Genomic DNA, 13186 nt, shown 5'->3' with positions numbered 1-13186 from the left:
ATTTCCATGAAAGCCTGTGCTCGGGTGGTGGTGTTGTGAGAGACCCTATTATCTGAGCATCAGGCTTTCTTTAAAACTGTCCGAACCATTGAATGATAAATGTCGTCATTAATCCTTAGCCGTGTATGGTGCGGTCTGGTTCGCCTTCATTTCCTTATGCTGAACACGGTAAGCTTGCGGGTATCACCGCAGCTGATAACGGTGTTCATTACGCAAAGCGAAAATCTCCTTCGGATGGCGCTAAATCAATGATGACTTCCCACTGGATACTCGGCCCCGGCGCGATTGGCCGCTTGTTGGCGCATTCGCTTGCGCCTCAGTCTGCCGTCACGCTAATTGGGCGCCAGGCACTACCGAATGAGCAAACGCTCACCACGCTGGAAGGCGAACAACGGGTACAGCGGTTAAATACACTCACCGTTGCCGAGTTGGTTTCTGAAGCGCAGCCAGCGCCTGGGGTTGTGCATATCGCCACCAAGGCCATGGCCGCTGAGGCGGCGCTCGTAAATATCGCGAGCGAGATTCCCCCTACTACCCCGCTAGTACTGTGGCAGAACGGCTTTTTGGCGCAGCCGCGTATTACACAGGCGTGGCCGGGGCCAGTGTTGTGCGCGACCACTACCCAAGGTGCTTACATAACCGGGGACGATAGTGTGGTGCATGCGGGCCGCGGGCCGACGTTTATTGGCGATTTAAATAACCAGCACGGCGCGTTGGCCGAAGCATTGGCTGGCGTATTGTCACAGGCGGATATTAACGCTTCAGCGGTCGATGATATCCGTCAGCGCTTATGGCAGAAGTTGGCGGTGAACGCCGCGATTAACCCCTTAGTCGCGTTGCACGAAGTTCGAAACGGAGTATTGCGGCATGAAGCTTATGCAACGCATGTTGAAGCGGTCGTAAGAGAAGTCGCCATGATCTTGCAGGCCGAAGGTATTCAGCCGCCAAACGGGGAGCAAGGTGAGCAAGCGTGGTTGGCATTGGTGTGGCAAGTGGTGGAGAACACCGCCAACAATAAGGCCTCGATGCTGCAAGACGTGGAGGCCAAGCGCCCCACCGAGCGCAACGCAATTTTGGGGCCGTTAATGGAAAGCGCCAAACGCCACCAGCTCCCTTGCGCAGAGCTGGTGGCGCTCGATCTAGCGCTTGCCAAGAAAGAAACGGCTTATGCGTCTTTATCCTGATAGAACTGCATCAGGCTTGAAAAATCCAGTTTGCCGTTGCCATTTGCTTTGTGCAGGTTAAACAGCGAACGCGCGGCGGAGCCCATCGGCACCGGGGATGCGCTTAGCTGGCTGACATCCATGGCAAGGCCCAGGTCTTTAAACATTAAATCCACCTGAAAACCGCCCTGGTAACCGTTGGACGCCGGGGCATTTTCCATCACACCGGGATACGGGTTATACCCATTGAGCGCCCAGTTGCCGCCAGAGCTTTGCTTCATGATTTCGGAAAGTACCGCGGGATCGAGGCCGTTTTTCACGCCCATGTTGATTGCCTCGCAGGTGCCCGCCATCAAGATCGACAACAGCATGTTGTTGCATACCTTGGCGATCTGTCCCGCGCCGTGATCCCCGGCGTGAAAGATGTTTTTGGCCATCGGCTCAAGCACCGGCTTGGCCTGAGCAAATTGTGCCTCACTCCCACCCACAATGAAGGTGAGCGCACCCGCTTTCGCCCCGCCAACCCCGCCAGAAACCGGGGCATCCACAAAACCAATCTCTTTTTCGGCGCCAGCCGCCGCGACATCGCGAGCGGTATCGGCATCAATAGTTGAGCAATCGATGACCAACGCGTCGCTGCTGACCACATCAAATAGCGGTGCGTCGCCATCGACATACAGCCCACGCACGTGCTTACCCGCCGGCAGCATGGAAATCACGAAATCCGCGCCTTTAGCCGCCTCTTGCGCCGAATTCGCTACGTTGCAGCCTTGCGATTTAGCCTCATCCAGCGCCTTCGACGAGAGATCAAAGGCACGCACTTCATGGCCAGCCTTTGCCAGGTTCGCCGCCATGGGGCCGCCCATGTTGCCCAAGCCGATAAATGCAATTGTTGCCATGGTGTCGGGTCCTTATTGTTGTCTTAGTTGGATTATTGTCTTAGTTGGTATTACAGGCGTTATGGGTCAGATAGGTTTAATCGCCCAGATCCGCCAACGGGTTTTGCGCCCAAGGCTGAGTCAAAAGCCCATCGATAAAGCTATCTTCTACCGCTGCCACATTCGAGTAGGTCCATTGAGGCTTACCGTCTTTATCCACCAGCAGCGCGCGCACACCTTCCGGAAACTCACGGTGGCGGCAACACTGCACCGACAGCGCAAGCTCTGATTGGAACACCTGCACTAGCGACATGTGTTTAGCTCGTTTGAGTTGCTCATCAATCAGTTTGACGGAAACAGGGCTACCGTGTGAAAGCGTTTTCTGCGCCTTGCCGAACCACTTATCATCGCTCTCTACGGCAAGAATGGCCGCCACGGCTTGATCAATGGTGTCGTGATCCATCAGCTCACGAATTAACGGGCTGAACTTGTAGACCGGTGCCTCCATCTCTTCAAACACCGGTTGAGACTCACGTTCTAGCTCGCGCAGTATTTTATTGACGATCCCTTGAGCATCGGCTTGATCATCGTCGCCCCAACGCGCACCGGTAAGGTGCTCAAGCAACACACCACGCTTATCGCTTGCAATCATTCGGTCGGCAAGCCCTAGGTGATGGGCATCAAGCGCGTTGATCTGGCTACCGGTAATCGCTAAAAAGTGCCCGGTGCCGTTAGGTAAACGGTTCAAAAACCAGCTAGCACCGACATCCGGATAAAGGCCGATGGTGACTTCCGGCATCGCTAAGCGCGAGGTTTCGGTCACAATACGGTGGCTGCTGCCACTGAGAAGCCCCATACCACCGCCCATCACAATGCCGTTACCCCAACAAATCACCGGTTTGGCGTAAGTATGTAAACGGTAATCCAGGCGATACTCGCGTTCAAAAAACTGCTGAGGGAAATCCGGGTCGCCTTCGCCAATAATGGCTTTGTAGAGATTGACCACGTCACCGCCGGCACAAAACGCTTTTTCCCCAGCGCTATCGAGCATAATCGCAACAATTTTATCGTCCTGCTCCCAGCTTTCGAGCCGAGGCAAAATTTCGTCGATCATCTCAAGCGTTAGCGCATTGAGCGAACGTTCAGCGTTGAGCTTAATCTCAGCGATGGCATGACCATCATGGGTCGGATGTTCGGTAAAAATCACACTACTCATTCAGCGCTCCTTATAAATTACGGGTTACCTGAGCTTATAGCTCGGTGGCGCTGTCCGCCAAGACCCGGCGAGAAATGATTAAACGCATGATTTCATTTGTCCCTTCAAGAATGCGGTGCACGCGCGTATCACGCACATAGCGCTCCATCGGGTATTCCTTGATGTAGCCGTTGCCACCGTAAAGTTGTAGCGCCTCATCACAAACATTAAAGCCCACGTCAGTGGCAAAGCGTTTTGCCATAGCACAGTAGGTCCCGGCATCGGCATGGCCGGCGTCAAGCTTGGTTGCAGCTAAGCGTACCATCTGACGCGCCGCCACCAGATCCGTCACCATATCCGCTAGGCGGAACTGCAGTGCCTGGAAGTCAGCCAGCTTTTTACCAAACTGCTTACGCTCCCGCATGTACTCGCGTGCTTTGTTAATCGCTTGCTGGGCCGTACCAATGGAACAAGTGGCAATATTAATGCGGCCACCGTCCAAGCCTTTCATGGCAATTTTAAAGCCGTCGCCTTCGTTACCCAGCATGTTGATCGCCGGTACGCGAACGTCTTCAAAAGTAATCATGCGTGTAGGCTGGCTGTTCCACCCCATTTTGTCTTCTTTGCGGCCATAGCTAATGCCCTCGGCTTTGGCATCTACGGCAAAAGCGGAAACACCGCTGGCGCCTTCCCCACCGGTGCGCGCCATCACCACGAGAAAGTCCGTGCTACCAGCGCCAGAAATAAACATTTTGCTGCCGTTGAGCACAAAGTCATCGCCATCTCGTTTAGCCGTTGTTTTGAGTGAGGCGGCATCAGAGCCAGCGTTGGGCTCGGTGAGGCAGTAAGACCCTAATAGCTCGCCGGTGGCGAGTTTTTCGCCCCACTGTTCCACCACTTCCGGCTGGCCGAAGTCCGCCAGCATCCACGTCACCATGTTGTGAATGGTGAGATAAGCTGTGGTAGAGGTGCAGCCCATGGAAAGCTGCTCAAAAATGATGCTGGCGTCTAAGCGGGATAAGCCTAGCCCTCCAACGCTTTCCGGTGCGTACAGCGAGCAAAACCCCAACTCGCCAGCCTTACGGATCACATCAACAGGGAAGATGGCGTTTTGATCCCACTCGGCCGCGTGGGGTTCTAGCTCATTCTCAGCGAAAGCGCGTGCCATATCGGCAAAGGCGATTTGATCTTCGTTTAGCTCAAAATTCATGAGTGTCTCCGCTTCTATCAGCCAGCGGCTGATCGGTTGCTGTTATCATTGTTGGCATACTTAATTGACGTTTACGTTAACTTATTATTTTGCGCTTCTACAAGCAACGCTTTTGCATCTACGACTTTTGGCGTCTCACCCAATAAAAAAGGCGCCACAAGGGCGCCAACACAACGGACAGACTCGCAATTTTATTTACTTAAAGTTTTTATTGTACATACGCGCTAGCTCACCAATGATGCCGCTACGGAAACTCAACACGCAGACCACAAAGATAACCCCCAAGATCACACTCACCCAGTTACCCAAAGGCGATTGTCCAAGCACGTGCTGCAAACTTACGACGATACCTGCCCCAGTGATCGGCCCCAACAGAGTCCCAACACCGCCAAGCAACGTCATCAAAATCACTTCGCCGGACATATGCCAATGCGCATCAGTCAATGAGGCGAGCTGGAACACCACGGTTTTGGTAGAACCGGCAAGCCCGGCTAGCGCGGCAGACAGCACAAAAGCCACCAGCTTGTACGCATCAGTGTTATAGCCTAGAGACACCGCTCGCGGCTCGTTTTCACGAATCGCCTTCATCACCTGCCCGTAAGGCGAATGCACCGTACGCTGAATCACTGCGAAACCAAAGATAAAGATGGCAAACACAAAATAATACATTGCGAGGCTATTACTTAGGTTGATGAAGCCAAAAAGCTCACCGCGAGGCACGCCGTGCAGGCCGTCTTCACCGCCGGTAAAGGGTGCCTGAATGTAGACAAAGTACACCAGTTGAGAGAGAGCCAAGGTCACCATCGCGAAGTAAATACCTTGGCGACGAATCGATAGAATCCCAAATACCACCCCTATTGCGGTAGCCACTAATGTGCCGGCAATAATCCCCAGTTCTGGCGTGAGCCCTGGATAGCTTGCCAGTAAGTAACCGGTAATGTAGCCGCCGGTAGCGAGAAATGCCGCATGCCCGAAGGAAAGCAAGCCCGCATAGCCCAGTAGCAAGTTAAACGCGCTGGCAAAAAGAGCAAAACACAGCACCTTCATTAAAAATACTGGGTAAGCGACAAAAGGTGCCACAAGCCCAACCGCCACTAAGGCAAGATAAAACAAGTTGCGACGTATCTTAGCGCGACGCTGACGCTCTAAAACAGCAGACGCCTGGGAAGATGCATGTGAAGGTGTTTGCGAAAGAGATTGAGAGTCAGCCATTTAAGCCTCCTTACCGAACAGCCCGACAGGGCGTAATAAGAGCACCAGAATCATCACTAAGAAGATCACGGTATTTGAGGCTTCCGGGTAATACACCTTGGTCAGACCTTCGATAACCCCCATGGCTAAACCAGTAATAATGGCGCCTAAAATTGACCCCATACCACCAATAACGACCACCGCGAATACCACAATCAAAAGACTTGACCCCATGGTAGGTGAAACCGGATAAAGCGGAGCAGCAAGCACACCGGCAAACGCGGCTAACGCCACACCAAAACCGTAGGTCAGAGTAATCAACAGCGGCACATTAACGCCAAACGCCTGCATCAGCTGAGAGTTTTCAGTACCGGCACGCAGATAAGCCCCCAGTCGTGTGCGTTCGATCATAAACCAGGTAAAAAGACACATTGCCAGTGCCGCGACAAGCACCCACGCGCGGTAGGTCGGCAGGAACATAAAGCCTAAATTCAGGCCACCCTGAAACACTTCAGGTGTTGGGTAACGCGCACCGGACACCCCAAAGAAATTGACGAGCGTACCTTCAAGAATGAGTGCCAAACCAAAGGTCAACAGCAGGCCATACAAGTGGTCAAGATGGGCAATACGGCGCAGCAAGTAACGCTCTAGCACCATACCGAAAATCCCGACTACAAGCGGCACCAAAAGCAACGCCAGCCAGTAGTTAATGCCCAGATACTCCAAGCCTAACAGCGCGGCAAATGCCCCAAGCATGTACTGTGCCCCGTGGGCAAAGTTAATGATTTTAAGCAGGCCAAAGATAACGGCCAGGCCCAAGCTGAGCAGTGCATAAAAGGCACCGTTTACTAGGCCCAGTGTTATCTGGCCCATAAACACTGCCAATGGCACGCCAAATATCATCGTCATATTACGACTCTCCTCGCCGTCAAGCAGGAGGCAACAAGGCCTACTGACCTTTATCGCCTCCCTTTGTACTTATGATTTAGTACTTATGACTTATGAATTGCTTTCCGGCTTAGTTCTGCACCAGGTCGCACTGGCTTTCAGACAGCGGACGGTAGGCTTCTTCTGCAGGAATCGTGCTTAGAATCTTGTAAAGATCCCATTCACTGGTGGATTCTTCCGGTGTTTTCACCTGGGCGAGGTACATATCGTGAACCATACGACCATCTTCGCGAATCTGACCGTTGCGGGCGAAGAAGTCATTAATAGGCTCTTCCGCCATCTGCGCACGCACCACTTCAGGGTCATCGGTCCCTGCCGCTTCTACCGACTTGAGATAATGCATGGTGCTGGAGTAGATACCCGCCTGCACCATGGTCGGGCGTGCACCCACTTCTTCGTAATAGCGATCGGCCCAGGCGCGAGCTTCATCATCCATATCCCAATACCAACCGGTTGTCAGAAGCAGGTTCTGGGTTGCTTCCAGACCCAGCGCGTGAACGTCATTCAAAAAGATCAGTAGGCCGGCCAACTGCTGCCCTGATTGCGTTAAGCCAAACTGACTAGCAGTGGTAATGGCATTGACTGTATCTGAGCCAGCATTCGCAAGCCCCACAATCTTGGCACCAGACCCTTGAGCCTGAAGGATGTAAGAGGAGAAATCATTAGTGGGGAACGGGTGGCGAATCGTGCCCACGATCTCACCACCATTTTCTTCCACTACTTTGGTCACGTCACCCTCAAGTGCATGGCCAAATGCGTAGTCTGCGGTCAACATAAACCACGTATCACCGCCCTGCTCGACGACCGCTTTGGCGGTACCGTTAGCCAGCGGGTAGGTGTCATAGACGTAGTGAATATGATTAGGCGTGCAGTGCTCGTTGGTAATACTGGAGGCTGCCGACCCCGACACGATAGCGAGACCGTTGTTTTCCTCAATCACTTTGGTAACCGCAATGGATACCGACGACGCCACTAAGCCCCCGACCATGTCAACGTTATCGCGGTCGATCCATTCACGCACGGTATTGGCACCCACATCAGCACTGTTGCGATCGTCGGCGCTGAGAACACTAATCTGAGCACCGTTAACGCTACCACCGAAATCTTCAATGGCCATTTCCATGGCCGTCAGACCGCCGGGGCCGGCAAGATCACGATACGTGCCCGACATATCGGCCAGGTAGCCAATACGTACCTCGTTATCGCTCATTTGTGCCTGCGCCGCGGTAACCGCGAACGTGGATGCTGCGGCAAGCGCAATGCTGGTGGTAAGTGTTTTTTTGATGAAAGTCATGCTCGTCTCCTACCCGTATGGGTATTTGTTGTTGTATTACGACGCACAAAGCTTCTTGCCAAATCGGCTCGCTCCATGCGCTCTTACGACTTGCGTTCTTACGAGTTTCGTTCTTATAAATTCGCTGCGTGGGCAGCGTTTGCGAATGGCGCTAAACCCCCAACATGGAGTTGAGATGCTCACGCCGAGATGGCAGCTGCGCCGCCGTAATCTCTTCAACAATTTGCCCGTGATCCATGACGTAATGGCGATCGGCTAGAGGAGCCGCAAAGCGGAAGTTCTGCTCCACCAGCACAATGGTCATGCCACGCTCTTTAAGCATCATCAGCACCTCGGCGAGTTTTTGCACAATCACCGGGGCCAACCCTTCGGTAATTTCATCCAGCAACAAAATACGCGCGCCGGTGCGCAGAATACGTGCCATGGCTAGCATTTGCTGCTCACCACCGGAAAGGCGAGTACCCTGGCTTTTACGCCGTTCATACAGATTAGGGAACATGGCGTAAATTTCATCCAGCGTCATGCCATCAGAGCGTACCGTCGGCGGCAAAAGCAGGTTCTCGTGAACATCAAGACTGGCGAAAATACCGCGCTCTTCTGGGCAGTAGCCAATTCCTAACCGGGGGATATGGTGCGGCTTCATGTCGAGAGTTTCGTTGCCGTTTACCATGATCGAGCCAGTACGACGTCCGACCATATTCATGATCGATTTAAGCGTGGTGCTTCGCCCAGAACCGTTACGGCCCAATAGCGTCACCAATTCGCCGCGTTTCACATCAAAATCCACGCCGTGAAGAATGTGCGACTCGCCATAAAACGCATGCAGATCTTGTACTCGCAACATCTCCGCACTCTGCGGCCGCGTGGCGTCTAGCTGCTCCGGCGTCAATTGTTCAGCGGTATTCATGCTTGCGCTTCCTCTTCTTCAGCGGCGTCGCTTCCCATGTAGGCTTCACGCACTAGCGGGTTGCGTGACACATTTTCGTAATCGCCTTCAGCCAGTACAGCGCCACGGGCCAACACGGTAATGCGGTCACACAGACGGCTAACCACACTCAAATTATGCTCAACCATGAGAACCGTGCGCCCCTTGGATACACGCTTGATCAGCTCAACAATGCGGTCGACGTCTTCCGCCCCCATGCCCTGAGTAGGCTCGTCGAGTAGCATCATGGTCGGGTCTAGCGCCAGCGTTGTGGCGACTTCTAGCGCTCGCTTGCGTCCATAAGGCATCTCGACAGTTAGGGTATCGGCGTACTCGCGCAGCCCGACTTCTTCCAATAGCTCTAGCGCGCGTTCATTGAGGTGCTCAAGGGATTTTTCCGATTTCCAAAAATGGAAAGACGTACCCAACTCTCGCTGCAACGCGACACGCACGTTTTCGAGCGCCGTCATGTGGGCAAACACCGCCGAAATCTGAAAGGAACGAACTAATCCCATCCGCGCAATCTCATTAGATTTCATGCTAGTGATGGGTTTGCCACGATAAAGAATCTCACCGCGTGTTGGCGGCAAAAATTTAGTAAGCAAGTTGAATACGGTGGTTTTACCGGCGCCATTAGGACCGATAAGAGCATGAATGTGCCCTTCCTGAACTTGCAGGTTGACGTCGTCGACCGCGGTAAAACCGCGAAATTCTTTGGTCAACCCTCGGGTTTCGAGAACATAGGTCTCTCGAGCTTCGTCTGCACTCATAAAGTAACAAGCCTCTTTGTTGTTATTGTGCTGACTTTTCACCGACCGAGAAATGTTCGCATGCCGGCGCTCTAGCCTTACCTAAACGTAAGCTGTAGATGCAAACTAGCAACGCTTGAGGGGGTGTGACAATTAGAACTTTGGTCTATCAAAAAGAATTAGCACTTTAGATAGACACACTATATCTATAAAAATCAGGGAGTTACCGACTTTCAACGCCAGTCAACATTATACTATTAGCACTTTACGTTAACGTGAACTTGTTTTAGCCTCGTTGACAATGTTCCATAGGGACATATCCCCTATTGCGAGAAACATCATTATGTGCAAAACCTACTCTATTAGCGAGCTGGCCAACGAATTTGACGTCACCACGCGCAGCATCCGCTTTTACGAAGATCAAGAGCTTCTGCACCCCGCACGACGTGGACAAACGCGCATCTACAGCAGTAAGGATCGTGTTCGTCTCAAACTCACGCTGCGCGGTAAGCGACTTGGTTTTTCTCTGGCGGAAATTCGTGAATTGTTTGAGCTATGGGACGAGACCCGTAGCGGCAGTGAAAAGCAGTTGCACCTAATGCTGAGCAAAATCTCTGAGCGCCGAGCGGCGTTAGAGCAGCAGATGAAAGACATCACCATGGTGCAACTAGAGCTTGAAAGCGCTGAAATTCGCTGCCGTCAGGCGCTAGAAGAATTGCATCAAAAACTCGAAGAAGAAGACCGCGCAGCGGATAACAACAAAACAGCCAGTCCTAAACGCGCATCAACCTCCGCGACCATGCATTAACGCCTACTAACCCAAGCAAAGGTGATCGACATGTTTACCCATTATTCAGAACTTAACTTCGGCCTTGACGACGAACTCAATATGCTGCGTGAGCAGGTCAACGCCTTTGCTCGCGACGAAATCGCCCCGCGCGCCGCTGAAATCGACGAGAAAAACGAATTCCCCAATGACTTGTGGCAGAAGTTTGGCGACATGGGGCTTCTGGGCATCACCGTTTCAGAAGAAGATGGCGGCACCGGCATGGGGTATCTCGCCCACTGCATCGCCATGGAAGAGATCTCGCGGGCCAGCGCCTCCGTTGCGCTTTCTTACGGCGCGCATTCAAACCTTTGCGTGAATCAATTAAAAATCAACGCAAGCCCTGAGCAGAAAGCCAAGTACTTACCCAAACTGATCAGCGGCGAGCACGTGGGTGCGCTAGCGATGTCCGAACCGGGCGCCGGATCGGACGTTGTTTCCATGCAGCTGCGGGCACGCAAAGAAGGCGACAAGTACATCCTCAACGGCAACAAAATGTGGATTACTAACGGCCCGGATGCCGATGTTCTGGTGGTTTACGCCAAAACCGACCCGGACGCCGGCTCCAAAGGCATCAGCGCCTTTATTATTGAAAAAGGCATGCCAGGGTTCTCCACTGCGCAAAAGCTCGACAAATTGGGCATGCGCGGCTCCAACACTTGTGAGCTGGTGTTCCAAGATTGCGAAGTACCAGAAGAGAATATCCTAGGTGAGCTCAACCGTGGCGTTAAGGTGCTGATGAGCGGCCTAGACTACGAGCGCGCCGTGCTGGCGGCAGGCCCCATTGGCATTATGCAAGCCGCCATGGACGTGGTATTGCCCTACATTCACGAACGCAAACAGTTCAACCAATCGATTGGTGAATTTCAGCTGGTACAGGGCAAAATCGCCGATATGTACACCACCATGAACGCTTGCCGTGCTTACCTTTATGCCGTAGCTGGCGCCTGCGACAAGGGCCAAACCTCGCGCAAAGACGCCGCCGGTGTGATTCTTTACTGCGCCGAAAAAGCGACGCAAGTCGCGCTCGATGCCATTCAGCTGCTTGGTGGCAACGGCTACATCAACGAGTACCCCACCGGGCGCTTACTGCGCGACGCCAAGCTGTATGAAATCGGCGCCGGCACCAGCGAGATCCGCCGCATGCTAATTGGCCGTGAACTCTTCAACGAGTCGAAATAAGGGGTTCGCCATGAGCACATTAACCACACAAGTGAATCTCAGAAGCGACGTTTTTCAAGCCAACGAAGCCGCGATGCGCGCCGAGGTGATGAAGCTTCGCGAGCTCACCGCCGCCATTAGCCAAGGTGGTGGTGAGAAAGCGCGCGCCCGTCACGAGTCACGCGGCAAGCTTTTCGTCCGTGACCGTATCGACCACTTGATCGACGAAGGCTCGCCGTTTCTGGAGTTTTCCGCGCTGGCCGCGCACAACGTCTACGAGTCTGATGTACCCGCCGCGGGTGTGGTCACGGGCATTGGCCGCGTGAGTGGCGTGGAGTGCGTCATTGTCGCCAATGACGCCACCGTCAAGGGCGGCACCTACTTCCCGATGACGGTGAAAAAGCACATTCGCGCCCAAGACATCGCCCGCAAACACCGCCTGCCGTGTATTTACCTAGTCGATTCCGGCGGCGCCTTTTTGCCCCGCCAGGATGAGGTCTTCCCCGACCGCGACCACTTCGGGCGCATCTTCTATAACCAGGCAACCATGTCTGCCGAAGGCATTCCGCAAATTGCCGTGGTGATGGGCTCCTGCACCGCTGGCGGCGCCTACGTGCCCGCCATGGCGGACGAATCCATCATCGTTAAAGAGCAGGGTACGATTTTCCTCGGCGGGCCGCCCTTGGTGAAAGCCGCGACCGGCGAATCCATCAGCGCGGAAGACCTTGGTGGCGCCGATGTTCACACCAAAAAAAGCGGTGTGGCCGATCACTACGCCGAAAACGATGCTCACGCCCTGCAGCTGGCGCGCGCGTGTGTCTCGCGCCTGAATTGGCAAAAGCGCGGCGAACTCAACATGCAAGCCCCCAAGCCGCCCAAGCTCGACCCTAACGAGCTCTACGGCATCGTGGGGACCGATCTGAAAAAGCCGTATGACGTGCGCGAGGTCATCGCTCGCACGGTCGATAACTCCGACTTCGATGAGTTCAAACGCTACTACGGCGATACACTCGTCACCGGCTTTGCCCATATTCACGGCTACCCGGTGGGCATTGTCGCCAATAACGGCGTGCTGTTTTCGGAAAGCGCGGTGAAAGGCGCGCACTTTATTGAACTCTGTGCGCAGCGCAAAATCCCGCTGATCTTTTTACAGAATATCACCGGCTTTATGGTCGGCTCCAAGTACGAGCATGAAGGCATCGCCAAGCACGGCGCCAAACTGGTTACCGCGGTGGCGTGCGCCAAAGTCCCCAAGTTCACCGTACTGATCGGCGGCAGCTTCGGTGCCGGCAACTACGGCATGTGCGGTCGCGCCTATGACCCGAACCTATTGTTCATGTGGCCCAACGCACGTATTTCCGTGATGGGTGGCGAACAAGCAGCCGGCGTGCTCGCCCAAGTCAAACGCGAGCAGATCGAGCGCGAAGGCCGCGAGTGGACCGACGCCGAGGAAGAAGCCTTTAAACAGCCGACGCGTGAGCAGTACGAGCACCAGGGCCATCCTTATTACGCCAGCGCCCGCCTCTGGGATGACGGCGTGATTGACCCGGCCCAAACCCGTGACGTGCTTGGTCTCTCGCTTGCCGCCGCCATGAATGCCGAAATCGAAGAAACACGCTTCGGCGTGTTCCGGATGTAAGGAGCAA

The 13186-nt window shown here is 53.9% G+C and carries 12 protein-coding genes; 4 read left to right on the top strand and 8 right to left on the bottom strand.

What is annotated here, in order from left to right:
- Window positions 1–251 precede the first annotated feature (251 nt).
- On the top strand, window positions 252–1184 hold the full coding sequence (locus tag QC823_RS12905; protein ID WP_309656764.1) for a ketopantoate reductase family protein: 933 nt from the start codon (window positions 252–254) through the stop codon (window positions 1182–1184).
- Here QC823_RS12905 and mmsB read toward each other — a convergent pair.
- The 8 genes from mmsB to QC823_RS12865 form a co-directional block, all read right to left on the bottom strand.
- Window positions 1166–2062, bottom strand: a complete 897-nt coding sequence (gene mmsB / locus QC823_RS12900; RefSeq protein WP_309656761.1) for a 3-hydroxyisobutyrate dehydrogenase — start codon at window positions 2060–2062, stop codon at window positions 1166–1168. The genes QC823_RS12905 and mmsB overlap by 19 nt on opposite strands.
- Window positions 2063–2138: 76 nt before the next feature.
- A complete protein-coding gene (locus tag QC823_RS12895) occupies window positions 2139–3257 on the bottom strand; it encodes an enoyl-CoA hydratase/isomerase family protein (protein WP_309656760.1) in 1119 nt (372 codons plus the stop codon).
- 34 nt (window positions 3258–3291) lie between these two features.
- Window positions 3292–4446: an acyl-CoA dehydrogenase family protein gene (locus QC823_RS12890; protein ID WP_309656759.1), complete on the bottom strand. Its 1155-nt coding sequence runs from the start codon at window positions 4444–4446 to the stop codon at window positions 3292–3294.
- Window positions 4447–4641: 195 nt separating this feature from the next.
- Complete coding sequence (locus tag QC823_RS12885) at window positions 4642–5658, bottom strand: branched-chain amino acid ABC transporter permease (protein ID WP_309656758.1); 1017 nt, start codon at window positions 5656–5658, stop codon at window positions 4642–4644.
- Window positions 5659–6546 (bottom strand): branched-chain amino acid ABC transporter permease, encoded by an 888-nt coding sequence (locus tag QC823_RS12880; RefSeq protein WP_309656757.1) that lies wholly within the window; start codon window positions 6544–6546, stop codon window positions 5659–5661.
- A gap of 109 nt (window positions 6547–6655) precedes the next feature.
- Window positions 6656–7879, bottom strand: a complete 1224-nt coding sequence (locus QC823_RS12875; protein ID WP_309656756.1) for an ABC transporter substrate-binding protein — start codon at window positions 7877–7879, stop codon at window positions 6656–6658.
- 151 nt (window positions 7880–8030) lie between these two features.
- Complete coding sequence (locus QC823_RS12870; RefSeq protein ID WP_422823659.1) at window positions 8031–8786, bottom strand: ABC transporter ATP-binding protein; 756 nt, start codon at window positions 8784–8786, stop codon at window positions 8031–8033.
- Window positions 8783–9574 (bottom strand): ABC transporter ATP-binding protein, encoded by a 792-nt coding sequence (locus tag QC823_RS12865; protein ID WP_309656755.1) that lies wholly within the window; start codon window positions 9572–9574, stop codon window positions 8783–8785. The genes QC823_RS12870 and QC823_RS12865 overlap by 4 nt, the downstream gene beginning before the upstream one ends.
- Before the next feature lie 322 nt (window positions 9575–9896).
- Here QC823_RS12865 and QC823_RS12860 point away from each other — a divergent pair, with 322 nt between their 5' ends.
- Genes QC823_RS12860 through QC823_RS12850 form a run of 3 tightly spaced genes read left to right on the top strand, consistent with a single transcriptional unit; the run spans window position 9897 to window position 13179 of the window.
- Window positions 9897–10361 (top strand): MerR family transcriptional regulator, encoded by a 465-nt coding sequence (locus QC823_RS12860; protein WP_309656754.1) that lies wholly within the window; start codon window positions 9897–9899, stop codon window positions 10359–10361.
- 30 nt (window positions 10362–10391) lie between these two features.
- A complete protein-coding gene (locus tag QC823_RS12855) occupies window positions 10392–11561 on the top strand; it encodes an isovaleryl-CoA dehydrogenase (RefSeq protein WP_309656753.1) in 1170 nt (389 codons plus the stop codon).
- A gap of 10 nt (window positions 11562–11571) precedes the next feature.
- The gene (locus tag QC823_RS12850) at window positions 11572–13179 is read left to right on the top strand and encodes a carboxyl transferase domain-containing protein (protein ID WP_309656752.1); all 1608 of its coding nucleotides are present in this window, start codon (window positions 11572–11574) and stop codon (window positions 13177–13179) included.
- The last annotated feature ends 7 nt before the right edge of the window (window positions 13180–13186 follow it).

The sequence above is a fragment of the Vreelandella vilamensis genome, from assembly GCF_031451755.1.
Classification (GTDB): domain Bacteria; phylum Pseudomonadota; class Gammaproteobacteria; order Pseudomonadales; family Halomonadaceae; genus Vreelandella; species Vreelandella vilamensis.
Note: the sequence above shows the minus strand (reverse complement) of the source record. Positions and strands in the feature narration are given on the sequence as shown.